General features: G+C 57.7%; 13 protein-coding genes. 6 read left to right on the top strand and 7 right to left on the bottom strand.

Annotated features, from left to right (window positions below):
- Positions 1-141 precede the first annotated feature (141 nt).
- On the bottom strand, positions 142-480 hold the full coding sequence (gene symE / locus WH277_RS27875) for an endoribonuclease SymE (RefSeq protein ID WP_212813670.1): 339 nt from the start codon (positions 478-480) through the stop codon (positions 142-144).
- Positions 481-858: 378 nt separating this feature from the next.
- Here symE and WH277_RS27870 point away from each other — a divergent pair, with 378 nt between their 5' ends.
- Positions 859-1,320 carry a hypothetical protein gene (locus WH277_RS27870; protein ID WP_339507470.1) on the top strand — a complete coding sequence of 154 codons (462 nt, stop codon included), beginning with the start codon at positions 859-861 and terminating at the stop codon, positions 1,318-1,320.
- Positions 1,321-2,017: 697 nt separating this feature from the next.
- On the opposite strand, the gene malT is transcribed toward WH277_RS27870, so the two are convergent.
- Positions 2,018-4,744: an HTH-type transcriptional regulator MalT gene (malT, locus tag WH277_RS27865; RefSeq protein ID WP_133843937.1), complete on the bottom strand. Its 2,727-nt coding sequence runs from the start codon at positions 4,742-4,744 to the stop codon at positions 2,018-2,020.
- 466 nt (positions 4,745-5,210) lie between these two features.
- Between malT and malP the strand changes: the two genes are divergently transcribed.
- Together malP and malQ are read left to right on the top strand one after the other, a co-directional pair.
- Positions 5,211-7,613 (top strand): maltodextrin phosphorylase, encoded by a 2,403-nt coding sequence (malP, locus tag WH277_RS27860; protein WP_339507469.1) that lies wholly within the window; start codon positions 5,211-5,213, stop codon positions 7,611-7,613.
- Positions 7,614-7,622: 9 nt separating this feature from the next.
- Positions 7,623-9,710 (top strand): 4-alpha-glucanotransferase, encoded by a 2,088-nt coding sequence (gene malQ, locus WH277_RS27855; protein WP_339507467.1) that lies wholly within the window; start codon positions 7,623-7,625, stop codon positions 9,708-9,710.
- Positions 9,711-10,359: 649 nt separating this feature from the next.
- Here the strand turns inward: malQ and malG are convergent.
- The 3 genes from malG to malE form a co-directional block, all read right to left on the bottom strand.
- On the bottom strand, positions 10,360-11,250 hold the full coding sequence (gene malG, locus WH277_RS27850; RefSeq protein WP_159337340.1) for a maltose ABC transporter permease MalG: 891 nt from the start codon (positions 11,248-11,250) through the stop codon (positions 10,360-10,362).
- 12 nt (positions 11,251-11,262) lie between these two features.
- Positions 11,263-12,828: a maltose ABC transporter permease MalF gene (malF, locus tag WH277_RS27845; RefSeq protein WP_133843929.1), complete on the bottom strand. Its 1,566-nt coding sequence runs from the start codon at positions 12,826-12,828 to the stop codon at positions 11,263-11,265.
- Positions 12,829-12,917: 89 nt separating this feature from the next.
- Entirely contained in the window at positions 12,918-14,132 is a 1,215-nt protein-coding gene (malE, locus tag WH277_RS27840; RefSeq protein ID WP_159337342.1) for a maltose/maltodextrin ABC transporter substrate-binding protein MalE, read from the bottom strand.
- A 376-nt stretch (positions 14,133-14,508) separates the two neighbouring features.
- Here malE and malK point away from each other — a divergent pair, with 376 nt between their 5' ends.
- From malK to malM, 3 genes are all read left to right on the top strand, one after another.
- On the top strand, positions 14,509-15,618 hold the full coding sequence (gene malK / locus WH277_RS27835; protein ID WP_212815828.1) for a maltose/maltodextrin ABC transporter ATP-binding protein MalK: 1,110 nt from the start codon (positions 14,509-14,511) through the stop codon (positions 15,616-15,618).
- Positions 15,619-15,644: 26 nt separating this feature from the next.
- Entirely contained in the window at positions 15,645-16,943 is a 1,299-nt protein-coding gene (locus WH277_RS27830; RefSeq protein WP_166653729.1) for a maltoporin, read from the top strand.
- 215 nt (positions 16,944-17,158) lie between these two features.
- Positions 17,159-18,049: a maltose operon protein MalM gene (malM, locus tag WH277_RS27825; protein ID WP_339507465.1), complete on the top strand. Its 891-nt coding sequence runs from the start codon at positions 17,159-17,161 to the stop codon at positions 18,047-18,049.
- A gap of 44 nt (positions 18,050-18,093) precedes the next feature.
- On the opposite strand, the gene WH277_RS27820 is transcribed toward malM, so the two are convergent.
- On the bottom strand, positions 18,094-18,912 hold the full coding sequence (locus WH277_RS27820; RefSeq protein WP_213202217.1) for a GNAT family N-acetyltransferase: 819 nt from the start codon (positions 18,910-18,912) through the stop codon (positions 18,094-18,096).
- 69 nt (positions 18,913-18,981) lie between these two features.
- A complete protein-coding gene (locus WH277_RS27815) occupies positions 18,982-19,620 on the bottom strand; it encodes a DUF4431 domain-containing protein (protein WP_133843916.1) in 639 nt (212 codons plus the stop codon).
- Positions 19,621-19,774: the final 154 nt, after the last annotated feature.

The raw sequence follows: 19,774 nt of genomic DNA, 5'->3' as shown, positions 1-19,774 counted from the left end.
CCTGCCCGGTTTTAAAAAAAGGGCAACAATACCCGATTTTTTAAAGGCCTCGGAAAGGTAAGGCGCTGAAAGGGCAGGTAATAACTCGAACGACATCATTCTTTTAATCCCGCCTTCACAGGCGGGATTCCGTCTCAAGCCTTACCCTCTCACCCGTTTCCCCGCAATCACCCCGATAAACTCCTCCACCTGGCGCTGCTTACGTACCGACAGCGTGCAGACTTTACGCAGCGAGGACATGATCGCCGGTTCATCCGGTGGGGTGAGGGCGGTGATCACCAGGCAACCCTTCATCACGCGGATATCAACTTTGGTGCCGGTGGCAAAACCTGCGGCTTCCAGCCATTTCCCTTTGATGCTCAGCGCCGGGATCTGCTGGTAATCTGGATAGGTGCTCGCATAAGTCACGGTTAAATGGCGCAGCGTGGGCGCGGTGACTTCTGATTTAACAACGTCTGTATTACAATCCTGCTCAGCCATAATAACTACCTTGTATAGTTGTTGCGGTTAGCGGTATGACGGTGTTCCTAGCACCTTCATGCCGCGATTAAATACCCTGTTATTATAACCAGCAGTAAAAACTAATCACTCTGGAAAAATAGCTAAAGTTAAAAAATGCAACGCGGCGCAGAAAAATAATGAAAGAGATGTAACATCACTCATTGAGCGGCTTATTTTTATTCCCTCCTGTATTTTTAATTATTTATTAAAAAATTACATTATTTCTCATTCTGGCGCACAGAATGTTTTTCTTCAGCGGTAAATAATTGGACGTTTATATCATTGTTTCTACAGTGAATCATGGTAGGTTTTGTTATCTTTTTGATAATTCATGTTTTTTAAACAAGGATGCTCGACATGGCGCTACTCGCAGGGAAGGGAATGACAAATGAGCGCGGAATGATGATGAAATGGATACACCGCCTGCTCACAATCGTGTTACTGGTGCTGGTTATCGGCAATGTCGCTTACCACTATTACGTAGGGCCACCTTATGATGATGCGCTGTATCAATCCCGGCAGCTTAATGACGATACCTGGTTATATGTGACGAAATATCAGGGCGGCGGGGCAACGGTATCTGAGGTTTACCGCTACTATCTGGCGGGTGAAATACAAAAGGACGTATTAAAGGTATTAGGAAATACGGCACCTTTTCTCACTTCGGACAGTGATGGGGCCAGCGTCACAAAAGTGGGCAATCGGGTGACGGTAAGGATTACAGGAAGAATTTATGATTTCACTAATTCCGTATTTTATACCTCTGATGGGGTGGATGTGATACCGACCATCGAGTTATATGCCATTAACTCAAGGTGATATCGGGTCCCGCCATGCCAGGCTTCACCCTGGTGATGGTTTGCACGATGGCCCAGGTCAAGGCCAGGGTCAACGTCAAGGGCGTTTCGCTTTCCCGCTGCGCGGGCTGAGCGACCAAAGGGCGGCAGTCGCCCCGCCTTTTGGAATCCGGGCTTGCGGCAGGCGCATCGCCCGCTTTCAGCGGGTGCCTTCGCAAGCGTCGTTCACCGACGGATCGGTCGTGACGGCACATCCCTGTGCCGGCTCTCCCTCTCACCGCCGTCCTGGCGGTTCGTCCTGGTTCACTGTGCTTCCTCAGCGCTGCTGAATGCCGCCTCAACGTCAAAATCCAGGTCAAAACCCAAACCGAAAACAACTCAGGATACGAAGGGGTAGACCCTTTTTTCCGGTCTGCCCGTGATGTTGAGTAGGACGCCAATCCGGAGTTACGGGGCGATCGGAAAAGATGATCGCCACCTACGAAAGATCGCAATGCAGTCGGGGTTTTAAAACTCACAGCGAGCGCTATCTTGCGGGGAGGGGGCCAGTTTGAGGTAAGCCGGACGTCCCGCGACAGGACGTCGCGTGCCGAGGCCCGCAGGGATGCGTCTTTTGCCGATCCGGCGGTGCTCAAACCGGCCCCAGACCGGTCGCTGACAGGCAGCCAGTACCAGACCGGTTGCTGAACAGGCAGCCAGTAAAAGCATTTCCGGGGCCCTTACGCCCCGTACCCCATCACCTGCAACAGATGCTGTGCCTGCTGCACGGCTTCCTGGCGGTGCGCCACGCCCAGCTTCTGATACAGATTACGGATATGGGTTTTGATGGTGGTGGAGGCCACGTCCAGCTCCCCGGCAATCTGGTCGTTGCTGTAGCCGGAGTAAATCAGCCCCAGCACCTGCCATTCACGCTGGGTGAGCGGGCTGGTGCGGATCAGCTCCGGCACCTGCGGATGCGTCAGCAGTTTATTGACAAAACCTTCGTCGAAATGCGCAAACTTATGGCGATGATGTTGGTTAATCTCGCGTAAAATCAGCTGTGCACGGCGCTGCTCCAGGTCGGGCAGCAGGTTAAGCTGGATCAGCTGACGCAGCTGCTGCGCCATCATCTCCCCTTCAATCACAAAGTGGCTGATAAACCCGGTGCGGTTTGCCAGCCCCAGCGCTTCAATCAGGGCATGCTGCGCTTCCCCTTTACGGCCGGTGTGCCAGTAAAGCAGGTTGCTCAGCAGCAGATTGCGGTTCAGGTCGCTGGTCAGGCGCAGCTGGCGCGCATTCTGATTCAGTTCATCCAGCACCACTTCGGCTTCATCAAACTTCTCCAGCAGGATCTGCACGCGGGCGATATTACGCCACTGGCCCTGCTGGAAATGGTTATCGGCCATATCGGGTTTACGCGCCTGTTGCAGCCACTGGCGTGCGGCGGCTTTATCGCCCACCATCTGCCAGTAGGTGACACGCGGCTTGTCAGTGTTGGTCAGCCAGTCGATATGGTACTGGCCGGTTTTCAGCAGCGCCTCGCAGCGTTGTAAATGATGATGGGCATTATCCAGCTGACCGCGTGCCAGCGAGCACTTCGCCAGCATGGCCAGGCACTGCAACTGCTGCTGGGGATGGAAGTTAGTCAGTATCTCCAGCCCCTGACGTGCGGCGTCTTCGGCATCGTCCAGGCGGGACCACGACCATAACAGCTGCGATCGCAGACGCAGTAAAAACTCGTGCATCGGCAGCTGTTCAAGATGCTGTTCGCGCACCAGTTCGAACGCGCGATCCTGCATCTCAAACGCGGCCTGCAAAAAGCCCTGAGCGATAAGGATCTCGCTCTGCTGTATCAGTGCCCACAGCGCGTAGTGATAGGCTTCGTGACGGCGGGCAATCTGTTCCGTCTGCTGCATCAGCGGCAGGGCGCGGGCCAGGTCGCCTTTGCAGTGCTGGATCTCCCCGGTGACGGAGGTGGCGACAATCCGGCTGTAAAAGCTCTCATACGGCAGAAAACGCAGCGCCTCGGCGGCCAGCTGTTCCGCTTCATCCTGGCGTCCGTCATTGATGGCGACCTGCGCACGCAGCGCATTGAACTCCGCGTTCAGGTCCTGATCCATCACGATATCGCGCTTCTGCATCTCGCTTTCCGCCTGCGCCAGCAGGGTATCGACCTCGGCATAGCGGTGCTGGCTCTGCGCCAGCCAGGCCTGCAACAGCACCAGCCTGGGGCTCTGGATCAGGCGGTCATAAGGCAGGGCGGCCAGGCACTCTTCCAGCAGCGCCAGCTCGCTCTGATTAAACAGCGACCAGGCGTGTTGCAGCATAATATCGCGCAGCATATCGATGTCATCGGCACCCAGCGCGTGGTGGATTGCCTCCGCCGGGAACCCCTGCGCCAGCCAGCCTTCGGCGGCCGCACGGTGAATGGCGGGCAGCTCACTTGCCAGTTCCCACTGGCAGCGCTGACGCAGGAAGGTGGCGAACAGGGGATGGAAGCTGAACCACTCGCCGCTGTCATCCATGCGGTGTATAAACAGGCCCTGACGCTCTAACTCTTCCAGACGCTGCTGGCCATTATCCCCCCCGGTCAGGCGCACAATCAGGGCATCGTTCATCGAGCGCAGCAACGAGCAGCGCAGCAGGAAATCACGGGTCGGGGCATCGACGCGGTCCAGCACTTCATCCACCAGATAGTCGGAAAGGTGGCTGGCGTTCAGCCCTGCCAGCTTACGCGCAGACTGCTGCGTTGATTGCCGCGAAGGCGTGCTGGACTGGCGCGCCGAGAGGGCAATCAGCTGTAAGGCGGTGGCCCAGCCCGCGACGTCATCACACAGACGGCTGCTGTCGGCCTGGTCGATGGGATCGTTAAGGCGGTTATCGAAAAATTGCTGCGTCTCGGGGTGCGTAAAGGCCAGATGGGTGGCATTCAGTTCAAGCAGTTGCTCACGCACGCGCAGGTTGGCGATCCCCAGCGGCGGCAGGGTGCGCGAAAGCACCACCAGCGAGAGGTTCTCCGGCTGATGACGTAAAAAGAAACGCATCCCTTCATGGATCGCATCGTTGGTGATCAGATGATAATCATCGATCACCAGCAACAGCGGGCGATGCCAGTCGGAGAGCTCGACGAACAGCTGGGCGAACAGCGCCGGCAGACTGGCGTACTGATGCTTCAGGCTCAGCGCCTCACTTTTGCCGCAATGGCCGCCGCAGGCCTGCTGGATGGCGGCAATCAGATAGCTGGCAAAACGCTCCGGCAGGTTGTCGCTTTCATCAAGAGAATACCAGCCCAGATCGCTCTTACCCGCCGCCCAGTGCGCGACCAGCGTGGTTTTGCCATACCCCGCCGGGCTGCCGACCAGAGTCAGACGATAATGCGGCGCTGCCGACAGCCGGTTCAGCAGTCGGTCGCGCACCACGGTATTTTGCTGCCGCACCGGGCGGCTCAATTTTGATGGGATCAGCATTTTTTTTCGATTCTTTTGACGGTAGTCAGAGGGCGTAATAATTATTTCGCAGCGTGTAATTAATCACTTTTTCTAAAGTCCTCCTTTGAAACATCGAATGCAACAATGTTACGTATTTACATGCTGTTAACTTGCTCTACATCACACTTCTAAAGACAAATTTTGCACCACTCCCCCTGACCCTGCATCCCCTCCGGCTACGCCCCGGTGCTCCTCCCCGTCTAATCGCTGGCGGGAGGATGTTGCGCCCCCGACAAGGCTTCAGCATAGGGATATAAGAGCTTATCCCATTAGGCTATTTTACTTGCCATTTTGGCCCTGGGCAGTGCTCAAAATCCTCACGTACTGCGTGTACGCTCCGGTTTTTCCGCGCTGTCCGTGTCCAAACTGGCCGCGACAATGACGCCTACTGGGATAGGCTCTAACACTCTACTTTCCTACAGATTCCCGAATAAAGAGGCATGTGATGCAGGTGACGTTAGATAAAACACAGTTTATCGCTGCGCTAAAACGCCAGTGGCAGGGGTTCGGTTTGCAGCAGGCGCAGGATATGACGCCCCACCAGTGGTGGCAGGCGACCAGTGCGGCGCTATCAGAACAACTGAACGCACAGCCTGCACCCGCAGCGACCCGGCAGCCGCAGCGCCATGTAAACTACATTTCGATGGAATTTCTGATTGGCCGTCTGACCGCCAACAACCTGATCAACCTGGGCTGGTATGACACGGTCAGCCAGGCGCTGAAAGAGCAGGGCGTTGAGCTGGCCGATGTGCTGGAGCAGGAAACCGATCCGGCGCTGGGCAACGGCGGGCTGGGGCGTCTGGCGGCATGTTTCCTTGATTCGATGGCCACCGTCGGGCAGCCCGCTACGGGCTATGGCCTGAATTATCAGTACGGCCTGTTCCGCCAGTCCTTTAAAGAGGGCCAGCAGCAGGAAGCACCGGACAACTGGCACCGCGAAAGCTATCCGTGGTTCAGCCACAACAGCGCGCTGTCAGTCGATGTCGCCTTCGGCGGCAAACTGGTGAAGAACGCGCAGGGCGCAGAGCAGTGGCAGCCCGCGTTTACGCTGCGCGGTGAAGCCTGGGATCTGCCGGTGGTGGGGTACCAAAATGGGGTGACCCAGCCGCTGCGTCTGTGGCAGGCCACCGACGTGCATCCGTTCGATCTGACGCTGTTTAACGACGGCGCGTTCCTGAAGGCGGAGCAGAAAGGTATCGATGCCGCGAAGCTGACGAAAGTGCTGTATCCGAATGACAACCACGATGCCGGAAAACGCCTGCGCCTGATGCAGCAGTATTTCCAGTGTGCCTGTTCGGTCGCCGACATTCTGCGCCGTCATCACTTCCTCGGGCGCGCCATTCAGGATCTGCCCGACTATGAGGTGATCCAGCTGAACGACACCCACCCGACTATCGCCATCCCGGAGCTGCTGCGTATCCTGCTCGACGAGCACCAGCTGGAGTGGGACGCGGCCTGGGCGATCGTCCAGAAGACCTTCGCCTACACCAACCATACCCTGATGCCGGAAGCGCTGGAGTGCTGGGATGAGAAGCTGGTACGCAGCCTGCTGCCGCGCCACTTCTCGCTGATCAAAGCCATTAATGCCCGCTTTAAGAAAGTGGTGGAAAAACAGTGGCCGGGCGACAAAGCGGTGTGGGAAAAACTCTCGGTGCACCAGAACCGTGAGGTGCGCATGGCCAACCTGTGCGTGGTCAGCGGCTTTGCGGTGAACGGCGTGGCGGCGCTGCACTCTGAGCTGGTGGTAAAAGATCTGTTCCCGGAATACCACCAGCTGTGGCCAAACAAATTCCACAACGTCACCAACGGCATCACCCCGCGCCGCTGGTTAAAGCAGTGCAACCCGGCGCTCTCTGCGCTGATCGATGACACGCTGAAAACCGAATGGGTGAATAATCTCGATGCGCTGCAAGGGCTGGAGCCTTTCGCCGATGATGCGGCGTTCTGCCAGCGCTATCAGCAGATTAAGCGTGATAACAAAATCACACTGGCCGCGTACGTGAAGCAGGTCACCGGAATTGTGCTTAACCCGGAAGCGATTTTCGACGTGCAGATCAAACGTCTGCACGAGTACAAACGTCAGCATCTCAACCTGCTGCACATTTTGTCGCTCTACCGCCAGCTGCGCGATAACCCGCAAAGGGATATGGCACCGCGCGTGTTCCTGTTTGGTGCCAAAGCCGCGCCGGGCTATTACCTGGCGAAAAACATTATTTACGCCATCAACCAGGTGGCAGAGAAGATCAATCACGATCCGCTGGTGGGCGATCGTCTGAAAGTGGTGTTCATCCCGGATTACCGTGTTTCGGTGGCGGAGCTGATGATCCCGGCGGCGGACGTCTCCGAGCAGATCTCAACCGCAGGTAAAGAGGCCTCCGGCACCGGCAACATGAAGCTGGCACTGAATGGCGCGCTGACCGTCGGCACGCTCGACGGGGCCAACGTCGAGATCGCCGAACAGGTGGGCGAAGACAATATCTTTATCTTCGGCAACACCGTCGATCAGGTGAAAGCGTTGCAGGCCAGTGGCTACGATCCGCTGAGCATCCGCAAGAAAGACAAGCACCTGGACAGCATCCTGAAAGAGCTGGAAAACGGCTTCTTCAGCAATGGCGATAAGCAGGCGTTCAGCCTGATGCTCGACAGCCTGCTGGGAGGCGGGGATCCGTATCTGGTGCTGGCTGATTTCGCGGATTACTGCGCCGCGCAGCAGAAGGTGGATGTCCTGTATCGCAACAGCGACGAGTGGACGCGTAAAACCATCCTCAATACCGCCCGCGTCGGGATGTTCAGTTCAGACCGCTCGATCCGCGATTATCAGCAGCGTATCTGGCAGGCGAAACGCTAAGGAGCCCCCATGGAGCACAACACACTGGAGCAGGCGGCCAGGGAGGCGGGGATCTCCTCCGGCTTTATTAATGCGCACGGGCAGCAGCAGGCGATTGCCGCGGAAACCAAACGCGAGCTGTTAACCGCGATGGGCTGGACGGGGGAGCGCCGTCAGGCCTCCACGCCCGTACCGGGGGTAAAAGTTTTCGTCGCGGGCCAGCGTCTGGCGCTGCCGGTCGAGGGCGACGGTGAATACCTCTGGACGTTGCAACTGGAGAGTGGGGCCACCCAGCGCGGCCGGATTAGCGGCAAAATGACGCTGGCGCTGGCGGGGAAAATCCCGCCGGGTTACCACCAGCTGACCCTGACGCAGGAGGCGCAGACCTGGGAATGTCGGGTGATTGTTGCCCCGAAGCGCTGCTATGAACCGGACGCCTTGCTGGCCGGAAAAAAGCTGTGGGGCGCCTGCGTGCAGCTTTATACGCTGCGTTCGGACAGTAACTGGGGCATCGGTGATTTTGGCGACCTCAGTCTGCTGTTGAAAAAGATTGCCGAACGCGGCGGGGCTTTTGTCGGGCTGAACCCGATCCATGCGCTCTATCCGGCCAACCCGGCGGCGGCCAGCCCTTACAGCCCGTCGTCGCGCCGCTGGCTGAACGTTGTCTATATCGACGTCAGCGCGGTGGACGATTTCAGGCAAAGTGAGGCGGCACAGCGCTGGTGGCGGTTGCCCGACACGCAGCAACGCTTAACGGCGGCACGTGCCAGCGACGAGGTGGACTACGCCTGCGTGATGCCGCTGAAGCTGGAAGGCCTGCGCCTGGCGTACGCACATTTCCTCGGGCGTAAGCCGCAGGATGCGCAGGTTAAAGCGCTGGCAAACTTTACCCGCCAGGGGGGCGAAAGCCTGTGGTTACAGGCTGCTTTTGATGCGCTGTACGCACACCTGGTGCAGGAAAACGGCATCGCCACGGGCTGGAACCACTGGCCGGAGCAGTATCATGATGCCCGCGGCCCGGCGGTGCGGGCGTTCTGCGAGCAGCATGCGCAGGAGGTGGAGTTTTATCTGTGGCTACAGTGGCTGGCGGAAACCCAGTTCGCGCAGTGCTATCACACCAGCCAGCAGCAGCAGATGTCGATGGGGCTGTATCGCGATCTGGCGGTGGGTGTGGTGGGCGGAGGCGCTGAAACCTGGAGCGACGGCGAACTGTACTGCCTGAAAGCGTCGGTGGGTGCGCCGCCGGATATCCTTGGCCCGCTGGGCCAGAACTGGGATCTGCGCCCGATGGACCCGCATGTGATGGTCAACCGGGGCTATCAGCCGTTTATCGATCTGCTGCGGGCCAATATGACCCACTGCGGCGCGCTGCGCATTGATCATGTAATGGCGCTGCTGCGTCTGTGGTGGATCCCGGCGGGCGAGACGGCGGATAAAGGCGCGTATGTGCACTATCCGGTGGACGATCTGCTGGCGATCCTCGCGCTGGAGAGTCAGCGGCATCGCTGTATGGTGATCGGCGAAGATCTGGGCACGGTGCCGGTGGAGATCGTCAGCAAGCTGCGCGAGGGCGGGGTTTACTCCTACAAGGTGCTCTATTTTGAGCGCGATGAGGAGAACAACTTCCGTGCGCCGCAGTCGTATCCGGTGCAGGCGATGGCCACCATCACCACGCACGATCTGCCAACGCTGCGCGGCTACTGGCAGGCAGACGATCTGACGCTGGGGAAAACGCTCGGGCTGTATCGCGACGAGAGCGTGTTGCAGGAGCTGTATCTCGACCGGGCACGGGCGCGTCAGGGGCTGCTCGACGGGCTGCATCATTACGACTGCATTCCGAAGAAAACCGGCAGCCATGCGGAGCTGATGGCGATGACCCCGGTGATTAACCGTGGCCTGCAACGCTATGTGGCCGACAGCGCCAGTGCGCTGCTGGGCTTGCAGCCAGAGGACTGGCTGGATATGTCCACCCCGGTGAACGTGCCGGGCACCAGCGATGAGTATCCGAACTGGCGGCGTAAGCTCTCCCATACGCTGGAGGAGATGTTCGCGGATGACCAGGTGAATAAGCTGATTAAAGACCTGGATAAACGGCGGCGTAAGGTGTCGGTAAGCTGAAGTTAATGCAGTAAAAAGAGGGTTCCTTCTGGTGGGGGAACCCTTTTTTGTCGGGTAAAAACCATCATAATCAGGGGGCGGCCACTGAGGTATTCCTATAAAACTATACGGGCATTATCCGTGGCCGGTCTTCTGTTCCGATCGACCAGTGACGCAGGTCTGCACGATGGTCCAGGTCAACGTCAAGGGCGTTTCGCTTTCCCGCTGCGCTTCCTCAGCGCTGCTGAATGCCGCCTCAACGTCAAAACCCAGGTCAACATCCAAACCAATTCGCAGAGAGCGTCATGTTATTGCTGTTTTAAAACTTACAGCGAACAATCGTTCTGCGGGGATGGGGCCAGTCTGAGGTAAGCCGGACGTCACGCACCAGGGATGGTGCGTGCCGAGGCCCGCAGGGAGGCGGTTGTTGCCGATCCGGCGTGCTCAGACTGGCCTCAGACCTGAAGCCAGTCTGTCAGCCATTAATATTGGTGGGGAGCCCCCAGTGGGCGGCCTTTGCGAGAGGCCCTTGTAGCGTGGCTGTTCAGAACTCACAGCAGCAACCCCTCGCTGACCTGACATAAAAAAGGGCGGCTTATTCAGCCGCCCAGGACACAGGAAAAAGTACTACACCCGTTACCGGGATAACGCGCAAAAACATCGTTATAAACTAACCCTTCACCCCGCCCGCCGTCAGCCCACCTACCAGCCAGCGCTGGGCAATCAGGAACACCGCCGTAATCGGGATGGCTGAGAGAATAGCGGCAGCGGCGAAGTCGCCCCACAGATAGTTCTGCGGGTTAAGGTACTGCTGCATTCCCACCGCCAGCGTGTAGCTGTTCACATCGCGCAACAGCAGCGAGGCCACCGGCACTTCGGTAATGGCGGCAATAAACGACAGAATAAACACCACCGCCAGAATCGGCACCGACAGCGGCAGCAGCACCAGGCGAAACGCCTGCCACGGTGAGGCACCGTCCAGCGCGGCGGCTTCCTCCAGCGAACTGTCGATGGTTTCGAAATAGCCTTTGATCGTCCACACGTGCAGGGCGATGCCGCCCATATAGGCGAAGATCACCCCGCCATGCGTGTTCAGCCCAAGGAACGGGATGTAAATGCCCAGGCGGTCAAACAGGGCGTAGAGCGCCACCAGTGACAGCACCGCCGGGAACATCTGGAAGATCAGCATGCCTTTCAGCAGCGAACTTTTGCCACGAAACTTCATGCGGGCAAAAGCATAGGCGCAGGTGGTGGAAAGCGCCACTATTCCTACGGCGGTGATCCCGGCGATCTTGATCGAGTTCCATAACCACAGCAGCACCGGGAACGGCGGCGGCGTCAGGCTGCCGTCACTGTTCGTTACGGTGATCCCCAGCGCCAGCTTCCAGTGATCCCAGGAGACCTGATCCGGGATCAGGCTGCCCGTGGCGAAGTTGCCCGGGCGCAGCGAGATGGTAAATACCATCAGCAGCGGGAACAGGATCAGCGCCAGAAAGCTCAGCAGTAACAGATGCGTCACCAGCAGCCTGACTTTTTGCGACCTCGGTTTTACCATTGGCATTGTTATCACTCCTTAGTCGAATTTCATGCGTGATGCTTTCAGGTTGACGATAGCCAGCGCGCCCACCAGCAGGAAGATCAGCGTGGCAATCGCCGCCGCCAGCCCGAAGTCCTGCCCGCCGCCGCCCTCAAAGGCGATGCGATAGGTGTAGCTCACCAGCAGGTCGGTGTGCCCGGCCGGGGTGGTGGTGCCGAGCATATCCGGCCCGCCGTTGGTCAGCAGCTGGATCAGCACGAAGTTATTAAAGTTAAACGCAAAACTGGCGATCATCAGTGGCGTCAGGGGTTTGATCAGCAGCGGCAGCGTGATGCGGAAGAAGTTCTGCATCGGCGTTGCGCCGTCCATCGCCGAGGCCTCGTAGAGATCGTCCGGGATCGCCTTCAGCAGGCCCATACACAGGATCATCATGTAGGGATACCCCAGCCAGGTGTTGACGATGATGATCATGCTTTTCGCCGTCCAGGGATCGCTGAACCACGCCGGTTTAATGCCAAACAGCGCATTCAGCATCAGGTTGATTTCCCCGAAGCTCTGATTGAACAGCCCTTTGAAAATCAGAATGGAGATAAACGCCGGAACGGCATAGGGCAGGATCAGCAGGATGCGGTACACCGCTTTGCCTTTCAGCTCCTCCCACTGCACCACACAGGCCAGCACCATGCCGACGGCAACGGTCAGCACCACGGTGAGCAGCGCAAAAATAACCGTCCAGACGAAGATAGAAAGGAACGGCTTCTGGATGCCGTCATCGTGCAGCACGCGCAGGAAGTTGCCCCAGCCGATGCCAACGGTAAAACCGGGGCTGAGTTTCTCTGCCTGCCATTCTCCCTGGGCGTTCACCGCCTGATAAAACCCTGTCTCGCGGTTCGGCTGATAAACCACGCCGGACTGGGCATCGGTCAGCTGCTGGTTCTCTTTGTTCAACTGATACAGCGGCTGCGTGCCGGAGAACTGGCGCAGTGAACTCATGCGCAGCGTGGCACCCTCGGGCAATCTGGCGCTTAACTGGCCGAGCGCCTGACGGTTCTGGGTGACCACGCGCAGCCCGGCTTTCTCCCCGGTGGGGGCAGCCTGCGGCGTCATGGTCAGCGTTTGGGGGGCCGACGCGTTAAAGGTGAAAGGCGGGGAAACCAGGACCTCAGCGTTGTCAGGGGAAGTGAGGGCCAGCTGCCACTGTTCGCCTGCCGGATAAAGCGCAAAGTTCAGGGCTTTACCGCCCTGGAATTCACGGCCCATCAGCACCGACTGCGCACGTTCAAAGGTCAGCTGGTTAGTGCTGCTGTAGTTAGTAAACGCAATCGCAATAGTACAGACCAGCGGGAACAGCACAAATAACGCCATCCCGGCCAGGCCAGGATAGACATAGCGCCACGAATACGCGCGGCGGTTACCGTAAATGTACAGGCCGGCACTGGAGAGGATCAGCGCCAGAACGGCAAAGAGATATTCACCCTGCGCATACATCAGCACGATCAGATAACCGGTTAAGCAGGTGAGCAGGCCAATGGCCAGCCATTTTATCACCTGACGCAACGGCCATTTTTTGTCAGCGGTCAGACCGGTTTGGGCTACTGGCATAGGGGCTATCCTTGTAGTAACGGCAGGGAGCGGGTTGGCTCTCTGCCGTTTATTTCATGACCTCAACGGCATCAGTCAGTTAACGTTAATTACTTGGTAATGCGTGTTTCAACGTCCTTCAGCGCCTGCTCAACGGTCTGACGGCCATTCACCGCATTAATGATGGCGCTGCGCTCGGCATACCAGAACGCACTCATCTGCGGGATATTTGGCATGATTTCGCCGTTTTTCGAGTTCGCCATGGTGGCGGCGATGCGCGGATCTTTCTCTAACTGTTCCTGATAGGATTTCAGCGCGACCGCGCCCAGCGGTTTGTCTTTATTGACGGCGCTCAGGCCCTCGTTGGTGATCAGGTAGTTTTCCAGGAACTCTTTCGCCAGTTCTTTATTCGGGCTGGCGGCATTGATACCGGCAGTCAGCACGCCGACGAACGGCTTAGACGGTTTGCCATGGAAGGTGGGCAGGAGGGCAACGCCATAGTTGATTTTACTCTTGTCGAGATTCGACCACGCCCACGGACCGTCGATGGTCATGGCGGTCTGGCCTTTATTAAAGGCGGCTTCGGCGATGGAGTAGTCGGTGTCGGCGTTGATGTGTTTGTTTTTCACTAAGTCGATAATGAACTGTAAACCGGCTTTGGCGCCGTCATTGTTCACGCCCGTGTCTTTGATGTTGTATTTGCCGTTCTCATATTTATAGGCATACCCGCCGTCAGCCGCGATGACAGGCCAGGTGAAGTAGGGTTCCTGCAGGTTCCACATGATGGCGCTTTTGCCTTTCGCCCGCAGCGAGGTGTCCAGTGCCGGGATCTCTTCCCAGGTTTTCGGTGCCTCTTTGATCAGGTCTTTGTTATAAATCAGCGACAACGCCTCCACCGCGACCGGGTAGCCGATCAGCTTGCCGTTGAAGGTGACGGCATCCCAGGTGAAGGGGAAAATCTTATCTTTAAAGGCCGCGTCCGGGCTGATCTCAGCCAGCAGGCCGGACTGCGCGTAACCGCCGAAGCGATCGTGCGCCCAGAAAATGATGTCGGGGCCGCCACCGGTCGCGGCCACCTGTGGGTATTTTTCTTCCAGCTTATCCGGGTGCTCGACGGTGACTTTAATGCCGGTGTCTTTTTCAAATTTCTTACCGACTTCCGCCAGGCCGTTATAGCCCTTGTCACCGTTGATCCAGATGACCAGCCTGCCTTCTTCGATTTTGGCAAACGCAGAGGAAGAGAGCACCAGCGTCGCGAGCGCGGTGAGGGCCAGGGTCTGTTTAACGACTTTTTTAACGAAAGGAACCTTGATGCTGAGAGTCATAATCCAATCCTTTTTTATCCTGTTAGGAGTCGGTATTGCTCGTGTCACAGAAGGAATGACAGGGTACGGCGCCAGTGTGGATTCAACCTGCTCTGCCTTCATCATCCCCCCCTCTACGCCCCCGGCCCTCAGAGTGTGATCCCACCGACACTCTCAGACGTTATGTGGTGGAAGGCTCAGTTTGTGGCTTCATTTTTTGCTACCCCGATCACGAATTTGAGCGGGGCAGTGAACTTTCAGCCGTTGCCATGAAGTGACCGTCCTCCCTGCGCCTCCGCCATGAAAAACTTTGTTACGGGTGATTACGTTTACCCACCACTCCTTCACTCTTCGTTGCATCGAGTTTTCTCGCAGGCGTCAAGTACAGGAGTTCAGGATGGCGAGCGTTTCCCTTAACAGCGTGTACAAAGCGTTTGGCAAGACGGTGATTTCCAGTGATATCAACCTGGAGATAAAAGAAGGCGAGTTTGTGGTGTTTGTCGGGCCTTCCGGCTGCGGCAAGTCAACGCTTCTGCGCATGATTGCCGGCCTTGAGGACATCACCTCCGGTGAGCTGAAGATCGGCGATAAACGCATGAACGACGTGCCGCCCTCAGAGCGTGGCATCGGCATGGTCTTTCAGTCTTATGCGCTCTACCCGCATCTGTCGGTGGCCGAGAACATGTCTTTCGGCCTGAAGCTGGCCGGGGCAAAAAAAGCCGAAATCAATCAACGGGTCAACCAGGTTTCTGAGGTGCTCCAGCTGGCCCATTTGCTGGATCGCCGGCCAAAAGCCCTGTCGGGTGGGCAGCGGCAGCGCGTGGCGATCGGTCGTACGCTGGTGGCGGAACCGACGGTGTTCCTGCTGGATGAACCGCTGTCTAATCTGGATGCCGCGCTGCGCGTTCAGATGCGTATCGAGATTTCCCGTCTGCATAAGCGCCTCAAGCGCACCATGATTTACGTGACGCACGATCAGGTGGAAGCGATGACGCTGGCCGACAAGATCGTGGTGCTCGACGCCGGACATATCGCCCAGGTCGGTAAGCCCCTTGAGCTGTATCACTACCCTGCTAACCGCTTTGTCGCCGGATTTATCGGCTCCCCCAAAATGAATTTCCTGCCGGTCAAAGTCACCGGAGCGGAACCCACGCGTGTGCAGGTTGAGCTGCCTAATCGTCAGCAGGTCTGGCTGCCGGTGGAGGGCACGGAGGTGATCGTCGGCAGCAATCTGTCGCTGGGCATTCGTCCTGAACATCTGCTGCCCAGTGACGTGGCTGAGGTCACGTTGTCCGGTGAGGTACAGGTGGTTGAGCAGTTGGGTAACGAAACACAGATTCATATCCAAATTCCGGCCATTCGTCAGAACCTGGTGTACCGCCAGAATGACGTGGTGCTGGTAGAAGAAGGTGCAACATTCGCCATTGGTTTGCCGCCACACCGCTGTCATCTGTTCCGCGAAGACGGAACGGCATGTCGCCGGTTACACCCGGAACCCGGCGTTTGAAAGCACGCGATCCCCTACAGGAGAAAATGATGAGAACAATGCGTATTGCTTCCCTGTCGCTGGCAGTGGCTGCCGGTATCCTTTCTACACAAGCGATGGCGGTTGATTTTACCGGTTATGCGCGTTCGGGCATTGGCTGGTCCGGCAGCGGCGGCGAGCAGCAGTGCTTCAAAGCGACCGGGGCAGACAGCAAATACCGTCTGGGTAACGAGTGCGAAACCTATGCAGAATTAAAACTGGGCCAGGAAGTGTGGAAAGAAGGGGACAAGAGCTTCTACTTCGATACCAACGTGGCCTATTCCGTTTCACAGCAGAATGACTGGGAGTCAACCGATCCGGCTTTCCGCGAAGCGAATGTGAAAGGGAAAAACCTGATCGAATGGCTGCCAGGTTCTACCATGTGGGCCGGTAAGCGCTTCTATCAGCGTCATGACGTCCACATGATCGACTTCTACTACTGGGATATTTCCGGCCCGGGTGCCGGTCTGGAAGATATCGATCTGGGCTTTGGTAAGTTGTCTCTGGCGGCAACGCGTAACACCGAAAGCGGCGGGTCGTTCGGCTATATCGCCGACCAGCGTAATGAAGTGGCTACCTCGAATGACGTGTTCGACGTGCGTCTTGCCGGGCTGAATACTAACCCTGGCGGCGTGCTGGAGTTGGGCGTGGATTACGGACGTGCTAATGCGCGTGATGGCTACTCCCTGGCGAACGATGCCACCAAAGACGGCTGGTTGCTGACGGCAGAACACACGCAGAGTATCTATAACGGCTTCAACAAGTTTGTGTTGCAGTATGCGGCAGACTCGATGACCGATCCGGGCCAGGGCGCGGCAAACGGCCACTCTAACGGCTCGGCGATCAACAACAACGGCAGCATGGTGCGCGTGCTCGACCACGGTGCGATTGATTTCAACGATACCTGGAGCCTGATGTATGTGGGCATGTATCAGGACGTTGACCGTGATAACAACAACGGCACCACCTGGTACACCGTGGGCATGCGTCCAATGTACAAATGGACGCCGATCATGAGCACCCTGCTGGAAGTCGGTTACGACAACGTGAAGTCCCAGCGCACCGGCGATCGTAACGGCCAGTACAAAGTGACCCTGGCCCAGCAATGGCAGGCGGGTAACAGCATCTGGTCACGCCCGGCCATCCGCGTGTTCGCCACCTATGCGAACTGGGATGAGAAGTGGGGTTATGACACGGATACCGGCACCAGCAATGGGTTAGCGATGAATGACACCAGTGCGCGTACTTTCAGCCGCGGCAATGACGATGAGGTGACCTTCGGCGCGCAAATGGAAATCTGGTGGTAACTTTTTCCTTCCTGTTTCGCGCTGCTGATGCGTTGGCTGCGCGGCCTCGCCCCGGCCACGTAGTGATCTACGCTCCCGGGGACTTGGCCGCTTGCCGCCTTCCAGCAACACGAAACAGTTTGGAAAAAGCCGCGTTCAACATGAGCTAAGAAGTGCTGGCTGGCGGTATATCAGTGGATAGCCGCCAGCCTTCAGGTGATCAAAAGGAAACAACCATGAGAAAAAATCTGCTGTCACTGTGTTTGTCGCTGAGCCTGCTGGCGGCGTTGCCTGCCGGGGTTTACGCCGCGCAGCAGGATGCCAGTACCGCACCGGCGATCGCGAGCCAGACCTTACACACGCTTTCATGGACGCCGCTGGTGCCGCCAGTGACGCAGGATGTGACGCTCGGCACTGCCAGCGCCACGATTAATCAGGGGGATATTCAGGGGGCCGTTGCGGCCTTTGCCCTGCCTGCCGACCGGGGATCGCTTGAAATCACCCTGAGCAGTATTGCGACGGGGAAAACGGTGTATGCACCGAATGTATTAGTGCTGGATGAACAGATGCGTCCGGCGGCTTTCTACCCCTCCAGCTACTTCCCGTATCAGCAGCCTGGCATTGTTTCCAGCGATCGTCTGGAAGGCACACTGAAACTGACGCCTGCGCTGGGTCAAAAACACATTTACCTGCTGGTGTATACCACGCGTCAAGATCTGGCAGAGACAACGCAGATGGTGAACCCGGCGAAAGCCTATGCGGCGGGCGTGGGTAACGCTGTGCCGGATATCCCGGACCCGATTGCCCGCCATACGACAACGGGGTTGCTGAGCCTCAAAGTGTCTGCCGAGCAGAAGAGTGGCAACGTGATGATTGGTCAGGTCTTCCCGTCATCGGCCCCGGCGGCGGCACCTGTCATGGTCGGCAGGACAGCTCCGGCAGCGGCGCCAGCCGTGACGAAGCCGGACGCACCGATGCTCGACGATTCTGAACGCTACTTTAATGACGCGATTTCGAAAGCAGTCAAAGCGGGTGATGTTGATAAGGCATTGAAACTGCTGGATGAAGCGGAGCGTCTGGGCTCGAAAACGGCACGCAAAACCTTTATCGACAGTGTTAAGCGCTGATTTCTCAATCCTGACTGATGCCGAGCCTCCCCGCGCAGGGGAGGTTATTTATCCAGACTGTTCACCATCTCATACTGCTGTAATGCCACCTGCTGATACCCCGCCTGAATAAACAACGGGGCAAACCTTTCCGGCACAGACACTGGCGTGCGGATCCCCGGATAGTGCGCATTTATCTTACCCAGTATCGTACGGGCCCGCCCCTGATGGCGGAAATCGGGCTCGACAAACAAATAGCGCAACTGCGGGGCACCCGTCAGCCAGTCAATCACGGCCCATGCCTGCTCGCCATCGCGAACCACCTGGCAGGGCAACGCGGGAAAGGAGAGAGGGTCCAGCAGCCACGGGATCTCATTCTGCGGGGCGCGCCAGATAGCACGTAACAACGCGTCGGTAGTGGCGATGGGCAGCGGGCTTGTCGGGCCGTTGGGTGACTCCTGACCAGTAAAGCCCAGCAGTGTCTGCCGGGTTTCAAAGCCCAGCGCCTGGTAAAGCGCCACCGCCGCACGGTTTTCAGCAATCACTTCCAGCGCAACCTGAACATAGTTTTTTTCAGCCAGCCGGGATAACAGCGCCAGCATCATTGGCTTCGCCAGCCCGTTGCCGCGAGCGTCCGGGTGCAGCGCAAAGGCGGCGATGCGTGCCCGTAGGCCTCGGGTCGTGACCAGCGCAATGGCGATCGGCTGCTCTCCCTGCATCCACACCAATGACTCAGTGAAATTCAGCCCTTCGGAACAGAAGCGCGCGGCGAAATAGTCCGGGGTGACCGACAGCGGTACGACATACTGCTGAAAGCAGGTGGTCATAATGTCACTGAGTTGCACAATACTGAAATGACTCGCAGGGACGAATAGCGGTGACATAGTCAAACTCCGTTTTGGGGAGGGTTGCTCAACGATAGGCGATAACCGCGTTTTATGCGCGCCGGGAGACTATTCCGCCTCCAGTTTCCCTACCCCAATCATCATCGGCGTATGGTGATGACCCGTCTCGGCAAACAGCAGTGAACCGTTAACGCGCACGCGCTGGCCGATCAGGTGGCGATGGGTTTTATACATGCCCGCCTGCACCAGCAGTTGCATCTGCGCCTGGTCTCCCCAGTTGGCGGCATCATCCGCACACACCGGCTTATCCGCCTGCAATACCCAGTAAACCTCGGCTTCATCGCCTTGTTCAACGCTCTCGTAGTTCGGCGGGCCGGGGAAGGTGATGCGCAGCAGCTTACCTGTCAGCGTCACTTCAGTACCTTCTTCCGGGCAGGCGGTGGGCGGCGGAGTGGTCAGCGCCACATATTTTTGCTGTGAACGGCTGTACCACTCACTCAGGCAGGCGGCGGTCTTGCACTGCTCGCGCAGCGCCCAGTTCTCTTTGGTCATCTGCCGGAATTCACTGCTGTTGCCGCTGGCGGTTTTGGCCTCGTGGTAAACCTTTGCCAGCTGGTCGTCAGCCTGGGACAGGGCAGGTGTGGTGCAGATCAGTTTCTCGCTGACGCTGCTGGCTTTGGTGCAGTCAAAACTCGCCGCATGGGCGCCCAGGGAAAGGGTAAAGCAGAGTAACGCTATCCGTCTCATGGTGTATCCATTGGAATATTTTTACCGGATGTTAATAGCCTGAACCGCCGCACAGATCCACTAAAAACGCACGGCCTCAGCCTGGATGCCATCGGGCAGGGTGAGCACGCCACCGCGTTAACCGCAAATATAACGTGATGGCGGTGGCTTTTTC

The organism is Erwinia sp. MYb416, assembly GCF_037479575.1.
GTDB lineage: Bacteria > Pseudomonadota > Gammaproteobacteria > Enterobacterales > Enterobacteriaceae > Erwinia > Erwinia rhapontici.
The sequence above is the reverse complement of the archived record's forward strand: the minus strand, read 5'-3'. Positions and strand labels throughout refer to the sequence as shown.